Source organism: Vibrio sinaloensis DSM 21326 (genome assembly GCF_000189275.1).
GTDB classification, from domain to species: domain Bacteria; phylum Pseudomonadota; class Gammaproteobacteria; order Enterobacterales; family Vibrionaceae; genus Vibrio; species Vibrio sinaloensis.
The window spans coordinates 1-17,949 of the sequence record NZ_AEVT01000013.1 but is presented as its reverse complement, the minus strand read 5'-3'; the positions used below and the strand labels follow the sequence as shown (position 1 = coordinate 17,949).

15 protein-coding genes are annotated in these 17,949 nt (G+C 45.6%); 5 read left to right on the top strand and 10 right to left on the bottom strand.

The genetic code is table 11. The annotated features are described in order from the left end of the window. Positions 1 to 402 precede the first annotated feature (402 nt). From ycfP to hinT, 6 genes are all read right to left on the bottom strand, one after another. Complete coding sequence (ycfP, locus tag RH45_RS02695) at positions 403 to 945, bottom strand: alpha/beta hydrolase YcfP (protein WP_008073536.1); 543 nt, start codon at positions 943 to 945, stop codon at positions 403 to 405. Between the two features lie 101 nt (positions 946 to 1,046). Continuing rightward, the gene (locus RH45_RS02690; RefSeq protein ID WP_039958150.1) at positions 1,047 to 1,901 is read right to left on the bottom strand and encodes a phosphotransferase; all 855 of its coding nucleotides are present in this window, start codon (positions 1,899 to 1,901) and stop codon (positions 1,047 to 1,049) included. Between the two features lie 17 nt (positions 1,902 to 1,918). Continuing rightward, positions 1,919 to 2,509 (bottom strand): penicillin-binding protein activator LpoB, encoded by a 591-nt coding sequence (lpoB, locus tag RH45_RS02685; protein WP_008073532.1) that lies wholly within the window; start codon positions 2,507 to 2,509, stop codon positions 1,919 to 1,921. 64 nt (positions 2,510 to 2,573) lie between these two features. Further along, positions 2,574 to 2,963 (bottom strand): YcfL family protein, encoded by a 390-nt coding sequence (locus RH45_RS02680; protein ID WP_008073531.1) that lies wholly within the window; start codon positions 2,961 to 2,963, stop codon positions 2,574 to 2,576. Continuing rightward, a complete protein-coding gene (locus tag RH45_RS02675; protein ID WP_008073530.1) occupies positions 2,960 to 4,357 on the bottom strand; it encodes a COG3014 family protein in 1,398 nt (465 codons plus the stop codon). The genes RH45_RS02680 and RH45_RS02675 overlap by 4 nt, the downstream gene beginning before the upstream one ends. 98 nt (positions 4,358 to 4,455) lie before the next feature. Continuing rightward, entirely contained in the window at positions 4,456 to 4,806 is a 351-nt protein-coding gene (hinT, locus tag RH45_RS02670; protein ID WP_008073529.1) for a purine nucleoside phosphoramidase, read from the bottom strand. A gap of 223 nt (positions 4,807 to 5,029) precedes the next feature. On the opposite strand from hinT, the gene RH45_RS02665 reads away from it, so the two are divergent. Both RH45_RS02665 and RH45_RS02660 read left to right on the top strand, forming a co-directional pair. Further along, a complete protein-coding gene (locus RH45_RS02665) occupies positions 5,030 to 7,021 on the top strand; it encodes a HAMP domain-containing methyl-accepting chemotaxis protein (RefSeq protein WP_008073528.1) in 1,992 nt (663 codons plus the stop codon). A gap of 133 nt (positions 7,022 to 7,154) precedes the next feature. Beyond that, complete coding sequence (locus RH45_RS02660) at positions 7,155 to 8,327, top strand: DUF1887 family protein (protein WP_008073526.1); 1,173 nt, start codon at positions 7,155 to 7,157, stop codon at positions 8,325 to 8,327. A 57-nt stretch (positions 8,328 to 8,384) separates the two neighbouring features. Here the strand turns inward: RH45_RS02660 and fadR are convergent, their stop codons facing one another. Next, on the bottom strand, positions 8,385 to 9,224 hold the full coding sequence (gene fadR, locus RH45_RS02655) for a fatty acid metabolism transcriptional regulator FadR (RefSeq protein ID WP_008073524.1): 840 nt from the start codon (positions 9,222 to 9,224) through the stop codon (positions 8,385 to 8,387). Positions 9,225 to 9,915: 691 nt separating this feature from the next. Between fadR and nhaB the strand changes: the two genes are divergently transcribed. Both nhaB and dsbB read left to right on the top strand, forming a co-directional pair. Beyond that, positions 9,916 to 11,505 (top strand): Na(+)/H(+) antiporter NhaB, encoded by a 1,590-nt coding sequence (gene nhaB / locus RH45_RS02650; protein ID WP_008073522.1) that lies wholly within the window; start codon positions 9,916 to 9,918, stop codon positions 11,503 to 11,505. A 94-nt stretch (positions 11,506 to 11,599) separates the two neighbouring features. Next, positions 11,600 to 12,124: a disulfide bond formation protein DsbB gene (gene dsbB, locus RH45_RS02645; RefSeq protein ID WP_008073521.1), complete on the top strand. Its 525-nt coding sequence runs from the start codon at positions 11,600 to 11,602 to the stop codon at positions 12,122 to 12,124. A 74-nt stretch (positions 12,125 to 12,198) separates the two neighbouring features. Here the strand turns inward: dsbB and RH45_RS02640 are convergent, their stop codons facing one another. Further along, positions 12,199 to 15,165: a DNA translocase FtsK 4TM domain-containing protein gene (locus RH45_RS02640; protein ID WP_008073515.1), complete on the bottom strand. Its 2,967-nt coding sequence runs from the start codon at positions 15,163 to 15,165 to the stop codon at positions 12,199 to 12,201. 156 nt (positions 15,166 to 15,321) lie between these two features. Further along, entirely contained in the window at positions 15,322 to 15,816 is a 495-nt protein-coding gene (lrp, locus tag RH45_RS02635; RefSeq protein WP_004414493.1) for a leucine-responsive transcriptional regulator Lrp, read from the bottom strand. A 174-nt stretch (positions 15,817 to 15,990) separates the two neighbouring features. Here lrp and ald point away from each other — a divergent pair, with 174 nt between their 5' ends. Beyond that, positions 15,991 to 17,115: an alanine dehydrogenase gene (ald, locus tag RH45_RS02630; protein ID WP_008073503.1), complete on the top strand. Its 1,125-nt coding sequence runs from the start codon at positions 15,991 to 15,993 to the stop codon at positions 17,113 to 17,115. A gap of 216 nt (positions 17,116 to 17,331) precedes the next feature. Here ald and yfbV read toward each other — a convergent pair whose 3' ends face one another. Further along, the gene (gene yfbV / locus RH45_RS02625; protein WP_008073501.1) at positions 17,332 to 17,784 is read right to left on the bottom strand and encodes a terminus macrodomain insulation protein YfbV; all 453 of its coding nucleotides are present in this window, start codon (positions 17,782 to 17,784) and stop codon (positions 17,332 to 17,334) included. Between the last annotated feature and the right edge of the window lie 165 nt (positions 17,785 to 17,949).

Sequence of the window (17,949 nt, the reverse complement as noted above, 5' to 3'; positions counted from 1 at the left end):
TCCTCTAAAAAGTAAAAAATAATAGGTATCTGCCTGATCACTCAAGCAGAGAAAATTCTGTTCTTTTTGAGCCAATCGCTGAATGATTTCAGTCTTACATTTCGGGCTCTTAGAGGCTTCGATTGTCATACGACACGTTATTTGGATAAGCGAGCTCAATAGCTCGACACTGCTTAGCAACATTACTCGCAGATACTGGGCAAGTTTTTTACTTGCTCTCAATTTTTTTTGATATTTATCAAAAAATTTGTAGTGCAGTCATTATATAGGGCAAAACTTGCTACGCAACTATAGATTGCGTATATCTCATCTAAATTTGTAAGGATTATCGTCGATTTGGACAAGAAAAAAGCGATAGGGGTTAACCTGTCGCTTTTGTATTCAAACGGACTTTTAACGGCGCTAACGGGTTTGCTTAAACGCTTTCATTGTTTGTAAGTGCTGAGAAATTTTCTTGAACTTATGCGTCTGAGTCTCATCCCAGATGATATCGTAATAATCCTCAAGCTCTGCAGCCGTCTTGCTGTTGTCATGTATTTCATCGTCTTTTGACAGCACAACCAAACAGCGGCCATTATTCTTAACTCGAAACTTTTCGACGCATTTAGTTGCAATGTCTTCATACTCTTCCGGGCGATCAATTCGCCCCTGCATGGTCTTCTCTGGGTGCAAATTAGGATTAAAGATGACCTGTTTAATACCACATAAAAAGCCAATACGTTCGGACCAGTAGCCCCCCAAGCCTACACCACAAATTATTGGGTTAGGATCATCGGATTGCTCAATCACTTTATGAACTTCTTTCAACAGATGCTGCATGTCGTGCTTTGGATGTAATGTGCTGTAGTTGATAAAACGCACATCTTCGTCGATAAACTGCAGTTGCAAAACCTTTTCATGGTTGCCTGGGCTTGTTGAATCGAAACCGTGTAAATAGATAATCATTTAGAATTCCCCCACTCCTTCTCTCTTAAATCTACCATGAATAATAGGGTTTAAAAGCGCACGAGACACGAATCAACCTTCAGAACAACTAAACAGTGATCTTAACTGCAAAATGTGGCGCTAATTTTTTCGGCTTGGGTTAAATATTGCTCATCACCCCAGAGCTGATAGGCGAGTAAGTACCAAAGCATTGCCATCATTGTGGCACGCGGCTTCCAAGCCATTACGCCTTCAACCCAATCATCGACCCCCTCGATTTGGCGGAGTTGGCAATAACGATAGACTGCTTCTAAAGGCTTTTCCGCCATCACATCAATACTAAGAGTCAGATCTAAACGTGGGTCAGCAATCGCTGCATATTCCCAATCTATGACCTTGTTCCCTTCTGGCGTGTGTACCATGTTGTAACCTGCGAGGTCGAAATGGCATAAGGTCGACCCCACATCCGCCAGTGCAGGCGCTTTTCGCCATTGACGATAGATGTCTTCGTATTTGGCCACTTTGAACTCTTCCCTCAATAGCATCCAATAGTGATCGACTCGCGCGGTATAGTTAAACGGAGCCACAGGGATCCGCCCCGTATCAAGCTCGTGGATCTTTGCCATGGTTTTCAGCAGTGAATCAATTGAAAGCTGATCTCTCAGCGAGTCTCCTTCGATCCAGTCAACTAATAACCCTTGGTCGTTAATATAGACAGCCGCGGGAGAAAGGTGTGAGTCCTCAATGGCACTGAGTATTTGATACTCTTGAAATCGAGAAATGGAAAATGCTTTAGTAATGGGAGTATTGGGGCGCCAGACATAGGCATGACCGTCATAGGCAACGATCTTCCAGCAGCGGTTGGTTAAGCCCCCAGTGAGCGTTTGCGCATAATCTGGGGGCATGGAAAAGAAGTGATCTAGGCTAATTAATGATGAATCTAACTGACATGCTTCTTGCCATGACATCCTTGCCATACATCACCTCATTTCAATTAGAACCCAAGTAGGCTCTTAGATTCCTGTTTACGGATCTCGGTTTCATCAGCCCACTCGATAAGGCCCGTTTCTAGATCCATCAAACGCATCGTCATTTTGTAGTAAACGTCTTTGTCGCTGCCCGCATTTTTCGCGATGCTCGATAGGTTGCCGTACAACATGTACTGAGCGCCGACCATTTTACCAAACTGAATCGCTGTGCTTTGGTTAATCAACTCATCGTTGTTTTGGAAGTTAAGCTGTTCACGAACAGATTCAACGCGGTCCATGTCAACAAAGCGGAACTTACCCGAATTCAACATTTTGGTACTGATAGTGTCAGTGATCGATTCGGTATCGATGTGTTCACTGGTTTTGTTCTTGATGCGCTCAACAAATACAATTGGGCGCGAATCACGCGTAATCGCCGCAACCGATCCAGACATCATCATACTGTCGACCATGTCACCAGCAATCTTTTGTAGGTCCGTTGAACCAAAGTCAATTGTGGTGGTTTCTACTGCTTGAGCATCACCGTAACTAACTTTGTTAGAACACCCGCCTAAAATGACAGCTAAGCCAAGCAATGCGATAACACTTTTTTTCATTCTTGGTTCCTCAAATTTCCATGAATTATTGTGTTGGACTAAAGAGAAAAGACTTTAGTTCGATTTAGTTGTTATTTTCACGAATTTGAACTCTGAATTGAGTTCCATTCGGGTTTATTGATACTTCTGAAATAGCGAAGGACTCCATACCGCGTACAATGGCTTGACGCCATGGTCCTTGCTTAGTATTCACTTCCAAGCCATTGTCGTCATACCAGTAAAAGCGATATTGAATCGCCTGATCACCTTGATACTGGCTTGAAAGACGAACGACACCACGAGCTCGCCCATCGACCTCAGTCGTTGCAATGTCTTCGATTGTTAAACGACCAGCTAGCACGTTATCGCCGAACAACACTGTTTGCGATGCACCATCAATACGTAGGCCTGCAGTATTGTCCGCACAACCCGCTAAAACTAACGCGGCGATTGCCGCCATAAACCATTTTTTCATCGGATGTTTCCTAACTGTTTATGCCAAATTGTAGCATTGCCACCTTGACGTGAAACCCAAACCAAAGCCGTTTGTCCGGCTTGCAATTGAAACTCATGCGTCTGACCATCGACCTGTATTACCTGCTTACCTGGTTCTACGACCGAGCTGGTGCTCCGAACTTGAGCAGGCAACGTTTGCCAGCTGCGCGTGTCTGGTTGCTCAGTCAATGTATTCCATACATTCAGCACCAGGTTGCCAATGTCGTCTTCTTTCTTAGCCGCTTCTCGGCGAATCTGATCTTTGGCCCATACTCGAAGCGCCTGTCGAATCACCATAGCAGGCATACGCTCCGATAAATCTCGTTGCGCCATGACATTGACGTCGGCCAATAAGTCGCTTTTCAATGTCTTGTCATTCAAACTGAAATCGGCATACTGACTGCGTGTAACAGATGGGTAATAAGGCAAAGCCACGCTATACCAAACTCCGTTGCCACGGCTATCAAACAAAGGTAATGATTGACGCCACTCTCGCATCGCTTCAACGACACCTTGCTCTTCAAGGACAATTACTCTTGATTGCTGTTTACCTAGTAATTCAGCTTTTCCGTAACGCTTTTCTAGTTTGGATAAATCTGAACGCATGCCTAATCGTTTCGCCACACGCTTGGTGCCATCGATGACTGACGCATTATCAGGCATCACGGCGAGTGCGCGACGATAATCGACATAAGCACTATTTAGGTCATTGTCTGCTTCATACAGCAGAGCTGAAAGGTAGAACAAGTAACCATTTTGCACCGCTTGCAGCGTTTTCCCTGCATCCGGATAGTTGGATAAAACACTGCCTAAATTGGGCGTCAATCCCTGTGATTCAAGATCTCGTTGCGCAGATTCCAGCTCTTTCTCTCGCTCTTTACGAGCTTGCTCTTGCACCTGATTAGCACGGCGCATTTCGACCAAAGCCCCTTCGAGACTGTTTTCTTTGATGTAGTTAACACCAAGGTACAGATGAAGAAAACCCAGCTCATAATCCGCAGGCTGGTACGTGCTCAAATTATCATTTACCGCCAACGAGCTAATACTTGTGGCTGTTTCCGATACTGAAACGGTCGCCTGGTCCTGCTGCACTCGAACCGCAACGTCACTCGACGTAAGCGCGGCTTTACTTTGCTCATACTGCTGGTTGAGCAAATACACTCGTCCCTTCTCGAAATTATCGAGGATATCACCAGCAACAAAATCAGGCAGGGCTTCTTCGGCCTCTTGATACTGACCGGATTTCACCGCCTGATACACTTGCTGATTCTGCGCACTGTAGTGGCTAAAAAGATTCCCCGCAGAAAGGTTGGCGCATGCACTAAGAATGGTCGAACTAACTACAACGAATACGAGTTGAACGTGTCTACGCACCTCGAACTCCAGTAACTTAATAATTATGAATATTGGCCTCTGACGCCGGAAGGAAAAATTAGTTCCCCAACCAACGACTCATCATGACGTTTAAATCGTTAGCTCATTAGCATAGGACCTAGCGGGCGACCACCAACCAGATGCATGTGGATATGATAAACTTCTTGGCCGCCATATGAGTTACAGTTAACAATCAGTCGGTAACCGTCTTCTGCGATCCCTTCTTCTTTGGCTAACTTGCGCGCCACAACAAACATACGCCCCATCAAAGCTTCATCTTCATCTGCGACATCATTAACGGTTGGAATCAGCTTGTTAGGGATGATCAAAATGTGACTTGGCGCACGAGGGTTAATATCACGAAAAGCGGTGACAAGATCATCTTGATAAACAACATCTGCGGGAATTTCCTTACGGATGATCTTACTAAAAATGGTTTCTTCAGCCATGAAGCTCTCCACTGTCGGCATTTACATTAATTATAGTTGTCGAGTATGCGCCAAGCCGCATGAAATCACAATAAAAAACATTGTTCATTAAATATAAACACCATACGGTCACTATCAATGAACTAATTTTGTATTGTGCGTCATAAAATGCGCGTCTCACTATCAATAAAATATCTCTCTTTTTGTTAGTTTTTTAAGACAACTATAATTTAGGGAGAGGTCTATGAAGGGCTCAGTAATCAGGCGTATGTATGCTGGCTTTGCATTGATCATAATCACTTTTGTTATTACCACCGTAATGACAATGCGAGGAATGCAACAAATCCACACCAACTTTGAAAGCGTTTCAAACACATCGCTTCCACTTGTATCACAGGCAAACAACACCAGCGTATCACTGCTATCTGCGGACAAACTTTTTAAAGACTTTTTAACCACGCAGAGTTTTGAGCGAATGGCAGAAATTTCTGCGCAATTTGATGACGCTAAATCAAATTACGCTCAAGCATTAATTCAGCTAGAGAGCGCCAGCTCCACTGATACAGAGCTTGAGCAAAGCATTGCCCAACTAAAAGAGATGGAAGATCGCTACTTCACTGAAGCAGAAGAAGCGATGGAAAACTACCGTCAGATGTTTGCGGCACAAGAAAAAGTGCAAAAGTCGACTCGACAATTCCAGCGCTTGCACTCCGAGTTGAGCGTTGGCATGAAGGAGTATGTTGATGACCAAAGCAGCATTTCCGTTAAGGTGATGGCAAAAAGCTACTTCATCAAGCTGAAAGATGCCGAGATAATCACTTCTGACGCACTAGCGAGTAGCGATACGGCGCTCGTAGAAAAAGCCGTCGCTAAAAACAAGAAGGCAGTCACACACCTTAACTACGCATACCGTGGTCTCACCACTCAAATGCCCGAAATCAAAAAGGTGTTTGACGAATCAGTGCAGCAATTTACTACTGATGTGGGTAAGAAAGGCGGCGTTCTCGACCAGCATGCGTCTTACCTATTAGCGAAAGATGCTCTGTATGCCAACATTGCTAATCTGACTCAAGAAGTCGATGCCACAATGGCGGTATTGAACTCGTTTAGTCAAGTTGCTCAAGATGGGCTTCACGCTTCTCTACTAGAAGCTGGAGAAGTGTACGAACAGGGTGTGATTCGTTCTGTTGTGATAAGCGCCATTGTTATTATCCTCGCCATCGGGGTTGGCTATCACATTGCTCATAGTGTGCGCGAGCCACTAACACGAATCCTAAAAACACTCGAGCACTTGACCAATGGCGACATGACTAAACGCATCGACATTCGTTACGACAACGAATTCAGTCGTGTTAGCGGTCATATCAACACTTTGGCCGACAGCTTACACAATATCTTAGTGAAGCTAAATGACGCTTCGGACAACCTCACCTCGACAGCTAACACCAACCAGTCGACTTCTACGAAGGCGCAAAGCCAATTGAGCCAGCAACGTGAGCAGACGGCAACGGTAGCGACGGCGATGACAGAGATGTCTCACTCAGTTCAAGAGGTTGCACAGAGCGCGCAAAGTTCACAACAGATGGTCGAGCGTGTCGAAGGTGCCTCCGAATCTGGTCGTCAAATTATGAGCAACAACATTACGACCATCAACCAACTTGAGAGCCGTTTAACTCAGTCGGTAGACGCAGTAAAAGACCTGCAAGATATGAGTAGCCAAATCGGCTCGATACTCGATGTCATTCGCAACATTGCTGAACAAACGAATCTGCTTGCTTTAAATGCAGCTATCGAAGCTGCGCGTGCAGGTGAGCAAGGCCGAGGTTTTGCCGTGGTCGCCGATGAAGTACGTGTACTGGCTCAACGAACCACAGAGTCGACCTCTGAAATTGAAAATATGATCAGTAACTTGCAAACCAGCTCCACATCTGCAAACAAAGTTATTCAAAGTTGTATGGATGATATGGAGCAGTCTGTGGAACAAGCCTCTAACGCCAACAGCGCGATGGAAGAGATTCAAGCCCTAATCTTAGAGATTAGCCAAATGAGCGGCCAGATTTCTCAAGCTGCCGCTGAGCAAAGCGAAACCTCAAGCGATATTGCGCGCAACATTGAAGAAATAAACCTGATTGCTGAACAAAGTTATCAGGCGATGGAAGAGATCGCGCAGACCAGTAGTGACCTGACTCAGCTTGCTAATCAACAAGGGGATTTAGTCCACCAATTCAAGCTATAAATTGATCGGAGTGACACCAAGGGCGACTAATTTTGTTAGTCGCCCTTGTTTTTTATATCCCGTGTCATCATATGGTTAATAGGCTTGCTCCTTTTTCGCTTCCCTTTTTGCAAGCCATGCACAAGGAAATTTTATGGCAGTACATGTTGGCATCATCGACCAAGACCCAATTCGGTTGGTCACTCCGTTACTCGATAATCGTACTATCAGTAACCACATCGTATTCATTGGAGTTAAAGCACAAGAAGAGATGTACTTGCGACTGCATAGCGTACTTGAGAAACGCCAAATTACGTCAGAGTTTTTCGAGATTCCCAATGTTGCCAACACCTCTCAGATTAAGCAGGCGGTGACCATACTCGCCCAAGATTTGAAAGCGCGCAATGAAGAAGTCAAGCTCAACGCTAGCTGTGGTCTGCGTCACCGTTTGTTGTCTGTTTATGAAATATTCCGCACTTATCACTGGCCTATTTTTGTCGTCGAGCCCAATAGCGATCGCCTATGCTGGCTCTACCCTGACGGAAAAGAAGACACCCAAGTACAAGATCGGATTACCATTGATGACTACCTCACTATCTTTGGCGCAAGAGGTGAATTCAATGAGCAAGAACTGCCTCCGCAATTAGACCAGAAGCTGTATGAACTGGGAGAGCGCTGGGCAAGTAATGCGCTTGAATTAGGGCCAGGACTCGCCACCCTCAACTACCTCGCAACGACTTGTCGCAAAGAGCAAAAGCTAGATGTCGAGTTGTCTGAGAAACAGCAAGGGTATCGCGAACTCAACATGTTGCTGAGTGACTTGGTAGAAGCTGAGATTGCGACCTACGAAAACGGAGTCTTGACGTTTGCCAACGAAGACGCTCGTCGTTTTTCAAATGGCGAGTGGCTTGAGACCTTAGTTCACAGTACGGTACGCCAAATACAGCAAGATATGCCGACTATCCAAGATCACTCTCTCAACGTTCAGGTATACCGCCAGCTTGGTGAACGAGAGGTTCGTAACGAGCTTGATGTGGCGTCAGTGGTCAACAATAAGCTGCACATCATTGAATGTAAGACTAAGGGAATGCGAGATGACGGGGACGACACGCTATATAAGCTGGAATCTTTACGCGACTTGCTCGGCGGATTGCAAGCGAGAGCAATGTTAGTCAGCTTCCGTCCATTACGCCACAACGACATCACTCGTGCAGAGGATCTTGGCTTAGCGCTGATCGGCCCTGACGAGCTCAAAGATCTAAAAGCACACTTGACCCTTTGGTTTAAAGAGGCCGGGGGCAACGAAGAAGAGTGTGCAGATTGTTAACTCGCTTAGTAACAAAAAAACCGCCAAATATGGCGGTTTTTTATTGCTGAAAGCGAATTAGCAATCGTCTTCAGTAAAGTTGGTCGGTAAAGTGAGCTTCATCTTATTCCATATTTGCGCACTTTCCATACCATAGTTACGAACCACAACTAGGATACGGTCGCGGTCACCCGACTCACATACATCCAACAGTTCACGGTAGAAAGCCAACGCAAGATTGCGAGCTTCTGGGCTCGAGAAATAGTAGCTACCTACGCGGTCGTACAGTTTTTTCAAACCGTTAAAGATCAAGCCGTAGATCTGGTTGCCAGAATGGAAAGCTAGACGTTGGAACAGCATGTAATCGTAGAAATTGAACGTTTTTGCGATGAGTGTCGCTTGGCGTACTGCTTCGTCCTTCTCACCGTCGTCTTTGATGTGCTGTTGAATCTTTTCCGCATATGGAGAGGACTGCATGAACGCATCCCAAGATTCAGCGGCCATCAAGGACTCACAAGACTCAATCACAGAGCTGATTGTTTTCTCGGAGTTCTCTTTATTTGCTTTGAAAGCATAACGCATAAAGATTGGGCTGATATTGGTACGTGCAGCCAGCAGATCCTCAACGATAGAGGTCGCGTTATCTGCGTCAAGTGTCATCAAGGTATCAAGAATATGCAAACCTGATGTTTCCATGAACTGGTTTACACGAGTTGGCTTACCATGTTGGATTGTTAACCAACCATCACGGGCTAGTCTTTGTAACACTTCACGTAATGTGGTGCGGGTAACACCAATAAGTTCGGAGAGCTCGCGTTCTGCAGGTAAAATTGAGCCTGGAGGGAAGCGGCCTTTCCAAATACTCTCGATGATGTATTTCTCCGCGAAACCCGCTGGGCTCTTTGCCTTTATGACCATCTATGTATTATCCAGTATGTATTCTTATGGGTCTGATAGAAACTCATCATACCACTAGTTTTTGCTTATCGGAAACCGCCGCAACGTAATCTTCGTCTCAAACTTGAGTAAAGCAATTACTCTAATTGATGGTCAGCTAAAGTGAATAATACCAACTAACAAAAAGCGACTTATTTCTAACTTTAATAAAATTGTAACATTGCGAAGCGCCCGATATAACTGGCTTCAGATTCAAAATCTAAGATTGAAAATTTGCATTAATAATCCTCAATTTTCATTCAATATAATCACATATTCTTTCTTATTCTCACATTTGAACGTCTTACTGCCACTAAGGATTGTTTTTAACAACTCTTATGCTATGTTTACGCCACTTTGATCGCGTTTTTTGACAAAACTCTGTTAATACAATTATCAGTTTCAAGTTAACCATTGACTAAATTCTATCTAAGAGTAGAGTGGCGGCCAAAGTAAGGAGTGCTTGTCTTTCTCAGGGAGTGACTTGGCAAGATCACATCTCAAAATTGTTGATGTTATTTTTCTAAGTCACTGTTGGATCGGGTTTGTTTCCCCAAATTGCAATAGAAGCCGTTCTTAGGCAAGAAAAACGGCGTACATTGGGTTTTCTCCGATTTATGGATACAAGCACGCGCAGTGTCTATTCATAACAACATTTAAGAGTATTACGATCATGCCGATGTCACTCGGAAATGCGTTTATTAAGAACTTTCTTGGTAAAGCCCCAGATTGGTACAAAGTTGCCATCATTTCTTTTCTTATCATCAACCCATTGGTTTTCTTCTTAGTCGACCCATTTGTAGCAGGTTGGTTACTCGTCGCTGAATTTATCTTCACGCTCGCAATGGCGTTAAAGTGCTACCCTCTTCAACCCGGCGGCTTACTTGCGATTGAAGCTATTGCCATCGGTATGACGAGCCCCGAGCAAGTAAAACACGAACTGGTAGCCAACATTGAAGTTCTACTGCTACTTGTCTTTATGGTTGCTGGTATCTATTTCATGAAGCAGCTTCTGCTGTTCATCTTTACTAAGATACTGTTGGGTATTCGCTCAAAGAGCATGCTTTCTGTTGCGTTCTGTTTCGCGGCAGCGTTTCTATCCGCATTCCTAGACGCACTAACAGTGATTGCCGTAGTGATCAGTGTGGCCGTAGGTTTCTACGCGATTTACCACAAGGTAGCATCAGGCCAAGGTACAAGTGCAACACACGATCATACTCAAGATGACCACTTATCAGAGCTTACTCGTGATGACTTAGAAAACTACCGTGCATTCTTACGCTCTCTGCTTATGCATGCGGGTGTAGGTACCGCGCTTGGTGGCGTAATGACCATGGTGGGAGAACCTCAAAACCTGATCATTGCAGACCAAGCAGACTGGTTATTTGGTGAGTTCATCATCCGCATGTTGCCAGTTACGGCTCCGGTTTTCATATGTGGCCTAATTACCTGCGTATTGGTAGAAAAACTTAAGATTTGTGGTTACGGCGCGCGCCTACCTGATAACGTTCGTCAGATCTTAGTTGATTTCGATCGCGAAGAGCGCAAAACACGCACAAAGCAAGACGTTGCCAAGCTGTGGGTACAAGGTTTCATCGCGGTGTGGCTGATTGTCGGTCTCGCTCTGCACCTTGCTGCCGTGGGTCTAATTGGTCTATCTGTTATCATTCTCGCAACCGCATTTACGGGTGTCATCGAAGAACACTCAATGGGCAAAGCGTTTGAAGAAGCTCTACCCTTCACCGCCCTTCTGGCCGTTTTCTTTGCTGTCGTTGCTGTCATCATTGACCAAGAGCTGTTTAAACCAGTGATCGATGCGGTGCTTCACGTTGAAGATAAAGGCACGCAGCTTGCGCTGTTCTACATAGCAAACGGTGTGCTTTCTATGGTATCTGATAACGTGTTCGTTGGTACCGTATACATCAATGAAGTGAAGACTGCACTGGTTGAAGGCATCATCACCCGTGACCAATTTGACCTGCTCGCGGTAGCAATCAACACAGGTACGAACCTACCATCCGTTGCAACACCAAACGGACAAGCGGCCTTCTTGTTCCTACTGACTTCGGCACTGGCGCCACTTATTCGTTTGTCTTATGGGCGCATGGTTATCATGGCATTGCCATACACCATCGTACTTGCTTTAGTCGGCCTTGCAGGCATCATCTTCTTTGTTGAGCCGATGACGGCCTGGTTCTACGATGCAGGCTGGATTGCCCCTCACACGGGGGAAGTGATCCACGCCGTATCTGGTGGTCACTAAGCCATTTTTTAAAAAGTTTTTGTTGCTACTGAAACTTTTCCACGATAAAAAGCTCTGATTAGTCAGAGCTTTTTTATTATTACAGGACCTCTCTGTGTACATACTTTCAGCGATTAAATCTTTCTCCCAAGGTCGCCTGTCTTGGTTTCTTCTGCTTGCCTTTGTCATTTTCTTCGAAGCTTGCGCGTTATTCTTCCAACACGTCATGATGCTGTCACCGTGTGTGATGTGTATTTACGAACGCGTCGCTATGTTTGGCGTTGGAGGAGCTGCGCTCATCGGCCTCATTGCACCAAACAATCCAGTTGTTCGTTGGTTAGGCTTGGCAGCATGGGGGGCAAGTGCTTACAAAGGTTTGGCTCTATCGATGCAGCACGTCGATTATCAGTTCAACCCATCCCCCTTTGCGACTTGTGACTTATTCGTGACTTTCCCTGATTGGGCTCCGCTGAATCAATGGGCACCTTGGCTGTTCGAAGCCTATGGTGATTGCAGTAAAGTCGTATGGCAGTTTATGACGCTTTCTATGCCGCAGTGGCTTGTGGTTATCTTTGCCGGAAACTTAGTGGCGTTAACCATCGTGGTCATCGCTCAGTTTGCTAAAAACAAACGCCACTAATTAATAGTCGCAATAAAAAAGGGTTGACGTGATACGTCAACCCTTTTTTACGTTTTCAAACCCGAGCAATCGCGTTAGTTCATCTCACGCCCTGGTGCTGGTGCAAGTACTTCACGGTTACCATTGTGCCCCGGAGCACTGACGATACCTTGCGCCTCTAACTGCTCAACAATGCGAGCCGCTCGGTTGTAGCCAATCTTAAAGCGACGCTGAACACCTGAAACAGAACCACGACGCGACTGCACCACGTGCTCCACAACCTGATCGAACAGTGGATCCATGTCTTCGTCACCTTCAGGCTTCTCACCTGGCAGTAGCGCTTCTGGCCCCTGATCACCATTGGTGATCTCTTCGATATAGTTTGGTTTACCGCGCGCTTTCCAGTTGTTCACTACAGCATGGACATCATCGTCTGATGCAAACGCACCGTGAACACGTACTGTATGACTAGAGCCCGGCGGTAGATACAGCATGTCACCCATACCAAGCAACGACTCGGCGCCACCTTGGTCAAGAATGGTACGAGAGTCCGTTTTGGTTGATACCGTAAACGCAACACGAGTCGGAATGTTAGCCTTGATCAAACCGGTGATAACATCAACAGATGGACGTTGAGTCGCAAGAATCAAGTGAATACCGGCTGCACGCGCTTTCTGTGCCAGTCGAGCAATCAACTCTTCCACTTTCTTGCCCACGACCATCATTAGGTCAGCAAACTCATCAACAATCACCACAATGTATGGCAGTTTTTCAAGCAGCGGTGGCAACTCATCCATGTTATCTCCCGGCTGCCAGAGAGGATCATGGATTGGGTGGCCTGCGTCAGCCGCCATCTTCAACTTATCGTTAAAACCTTTAATGTTTCGTACACCCAGTGCTGACATTAGCTTATAACGACGCTCCATCTCTCCCACACACCAACGTAGAGCATTGGAGGCATCCTTCATATCAGTAACCACTTCCGACAATAGATGTGGAATACCTTCATAGACCGATAGTTCGAGCATTTTCGGGTCAATCATAATGAAGCGAACATCTTCTGGTGTTGCTTTGTAAAGCATACTCAGAATCATCACGTTCACACCGACGGATTTACCTGAACCCGTTGTACCCGCAACAAGTACATGCGGCATTTTCGATAGATCTGCGACCACTGCTTCACCAGCGATATCTTGACCAAGCACAACCGTTGTCGGAGATTTTGCCTCAATGAATTGCTGACTGCCGACCACATCAGAGAAGAACACCGTTTGACGGCTCATGTTTGGCAGCTCTAAGCCAACATAAGGTTTGCCCGGAATCACTTCCACGACTCGCACCGCCATCGCAGATAGCGAACGCGCCAAGTCCATGGATAGGCCAGAAATACGGCTTACTTTAACGCCCGGAGCCAAGTCCAGCTCAAAACGAGTAATCACTGGACCTGGGAAAATATCCACCACTTCAGCTTTGATCTTATAATCCGCCAGTTTTGCTTCAACTAGGCGTGCGATCTCCTCAAGTGCATCACGATCAATAAAGTTGTCTCGCTTCTCGGGGTGATAAAGCAGCTCTAGCGTAGGCATTGGCTCTGCTGGCTTCGGCAAGTTTTGCTCTCGCTGAACTAAGAATGGATTTTGCTGAGCTACCACTTTCGCTTGCGCATCGGCAACAATATTTTGGAATGCAGCGACATCTTGGTCATCATGAGTCACCTCTTCAATCTCAACTGCGTGCGGTTGTGCGTCGACTGGTGGCATGTAAGGTGTTTGAGGCTCACTATCTTCAGCAACATCAAAGCTTGAAATCACGGGCTCTTGATGTTTTGGTTCAGGTTCAACCTGCTCAACAATCTGTTCCAGTTCGTGAGAACTGATAACCGGTTGGGTGACTTCTCTATCATCAACAGCCTCCTCCAACGTATTCCATGGCATCGACGACTCTTCTGGCAATGGCATCGCTTCCTGAGCTTCAGGCGCAGACTGGTAGGCGTCTGGACTGTATTGACCTGCTGTTGGTGCGAAATCATCTTCTCTTTGAGCAGCCTCTTCAAGCTCTTCAATCGTTGCACCCAATTGGCGAGTTCGCTCTGGTTGCGATTCAACCTGCACTGGCTGAGAAACTTCAACCGCTGGCTCAACTGGTTGAACAGGTTGATGATAAGTAGGCTCAATAACTGGCTCAGGTTCAACAACCATTGGCGCAGGCTCTTCCACAACTGGAGGCTCATTAAACACCGGCTCTTGGCGCGGCTCTGGCATATGAATGTTAAAACGCTTTTTCTCGGCAGCTTGAGCATCATGCTGAACAGCCACATCAGGCTGCGTGTCATACTCTGGCTCGCTCTGTTTGATAGGTGCAGTCGGTTCCGCATATTTTGCCGCATTTAACTGAGGCTCTAACACCTCTTCGCGTTCACCTCGAAGGCGATTCAGTAGTTTGGTGAACCCAGCTATCGTCCTGTCACCCAACCAATCGACGATAGTTAGCCAAGAAATACCGGTAAGTAGAGTTAAACCTGCGCCCCATAGGAACAAAAGCACTAACGTAGTACCCAGAACATTCAGAGTCGGCAAAGCTAAACTCGTTAGAACATCCCCAATCACGCCGCCCGATGAAAAGAACCAAATATCATCGAAGTTGATGTCTGCTAAGCCACAACTTGTCAGAATCAAGATAGTTAAGCCTAAAAGTCGAGTTCCCCAAAGCATCAAATCAATAGGATCATCTTCATCACGCTTACGTAGCATGACCCACGCAGTGACGGTAATGATGAATGGGATCGGGTATGCCAAAGAGCCAAACGTGAAAAATAAGGTATCTGCGAACCAAGCACCGACCAAACCACCGGCATTGTCGATCTCTCCACCCCAGGCAGTTTGAGACCAAGATGGATCTGCAGGGCTGTATGTCATTAATGCGACGGACACCAATATAGAGAGCAGCACAATCACAATTAGACTGCACTCTTTTAGACGTTGTGGACCTGTCAGGCGAGAAGGTTGAACCTCTTCCCCGGTTTTGATTATTGTTTCGACTTTATTTTTGTTCTCTTTGAACATAACCAACTTATCTATAGAAGAAACCGACTAAACAAACGCGAATCGGTAAGAAAAAAAATAGTCCGAGCAACAAGGCTGCTCGGACTATCGATTTAACCATATCAGGGCTTAAAACCCAATTCCCTAAAGTCAGAATATCGAAAGGTATTTCACCAATTAGCGAGTTTTGATAACCAGCTGATTGGTTTGCTTCACTTCTTCCATAACCACGTAGGTACGAGTGTCATTCACACCTGGAAGACGTAGCAGAGTATCACCCAATAGCTTACGGTAAGCACTCATATCCGATACGCGCGTTTTCAATAGGTAATCGAAATCCCCTGATACCAGATGACACTCTTGAATATCATCTAGCTTCTGAACAGCCGTATTGAACTGTTCAAACACATCTGGCGCACCACGATTTAACGTAATTTCAACAAATACCAATAGAGACGCATCTAGATACTGAGGGTTTAACAACGCTGTATAACCCGTAATGTAACCTTGACGCTCTAAACGACGCACACGCTCCAAACACGGTGTCGGAGAAAGGCCCACACGCTTAGAGAGCTCTACATTCGAAATTCGACCGTCTTTTTGCAACTCATTAAGAATGTTGCGGTCAATGCGGTCTAGATCCTTGGACGGCTTTTTATTGTTGTCTGCCATTTTTTATTCCACCTTATTACTTCCTTGCAAAAAAATATACTACAACTTTTTAATATTCAGTATCAAATTTTATTCAATCATATCTATACTAGATATTAATTCGACAGAATTACCCTACATACAGTTAATACAACCACTATAGTTTACACAACCAATATAAAATGAGGATTCAGGATGATCATTGGCGTACCTAAGGAAATCAAAAACCACGAATACCGTGTTGGCATGATCCCAGCGAGCGTTCGCGAGCTTGTGTCTCAAGGTCACCAAGTTTTTGTTGAAACTAATGCCGGTTCAGGCATCGGTTTTTCAGACGATGATTACATCGCTGTAGGCGCATCCATTCTTCCTACTGCTGCCGACGTTTTCGCGCAAGCAGAAATGATTGTAAAGGTTAAAGAACCTCAAGCTGTCGAGCGCGCAATGCTTCGAGAAGGGCAAATTTTATTTACATATTTGCACCTAGCACCAGATTTTCCACAAACTGATGAGCTAATCAAGAGCAAAGCTGTCTGCATAGCATATGAGACTGTAACAGATAATATGGGTCGCTTGCCACTACTTGCGCCAATGTCTGAGGTTGCAGGTCGCATGTCTATTCAAGCAGGTGCACAAACTCTAGAGAAATCTCACGGTGGCCGTGGCCTTCTGCTTGGCGGCGTTCCAGGTGTTGAGCCAGCGAAAGTTGTCGTTGTTGGCGGCGGCGTTGTTGGCGCGAATGCGGCTCGTATGGCAGTTGGCCTGCGTGCGGACGTAACCATCCTAGACCGTAACGTTGATACTCTACGTCGCCTAGACGAAGAGTTCCAAGGTCGCGCAAAAGTGGTTTACTCTACAGAAGACGCTATTGAGAAGCATGTTCTAGAAGCAGACCTAGTCATCGGCGCAGTTCTAATCCCAGGCGCAGCAGCACCTAAACTGGTAACCAAAGAGCACATCGCTAAGATGAAACCGGGCGCGGCAGTGGTTGACGTTGCAATCGACCAAGGCGGCTGTTTTGAGACTTCACACGCGACAACACACGCAGAACCAACCTACATCGTAGATGATGTAGTTCACTACTGTGTAGCGAACATGCCAGGCGCGGTTGCTCGTACCTCTACTTTTGCACTGAACAATGCAACATTACCTTACATTGTTAAGCTAGCGAACAAGGGCTATCGCGAAGCGCTTCTAGACGACAAAGGTTTCCTAGAAGGTCTAAACGTTATTCACGGTAAAGTTACCTGTAAAGAAGTAGCAGAAAGCTTCGATCTAGAATACGTAGACCCAGCTGACGCAATCGCTATGTTCAACTAATGTTGAGACATAACAAATAGTAAAAAGCGCTCACTTTGGTGGGCGTTTTTTATTTGAAAAGATGGAAGTTGTCGAGTTAACCGTTCCAGCAGGAACAACGAAACACCATTTATGGAATAAAAAGGAGTGAACAACCTGTCCCCTGACCTCTCGCGAGAAGAGATCCGATACGGCACAGATAAACGGGAACAAAGTGCTCCCGTATGCGATTGTTTTTTAGAACCAACGCTCCAAGGCGCTTTTATCTAGCTGACGAAAGGCACGATTTAAGATCTGCGCAAGCTCTTTATAACGAGGGCGTGATTTCATTGGCTCTAACGCACAACCACTTTCGACAATTTTCTGGTGGATCTCTCTATACCAGCCTGCTAATGCTGGCGGCAACTGTGTATTGGAACGATTGCCTAACCACCACATCCCTTGAATCGGCATACTTATCGCAAACAACGCGATAATCACGGCTTGCGGCATTGCATTGTAGTTATTGAACGCCATCTGGGTGAGCACGCTGATCGCAGCGATGGCAGGCATAACCTTAACGCCAAAACGCGTTGCTTTGATGATGCGCTGCTCTGGAAACAGTAAATTGAGCTCTTTACGCATTGGCCAAGTATCCATGTACTTTTGTCCATCGCGTAAGCTGTGTACTAAACCCGCTTTATTACTCATACGACTCTCTCACTTCCAATACCTGGGCCTAAAACTAAAATTTAGTTGAAGGATTCAACTATTAACGCAAAAAATTGATGAAAGTTAATATTCTTTCTAAATTTTTTTTGTTATCATTGCTTATTATCGTTATCCTTTGCGGACCCACAATCTCATTGTTGCTGT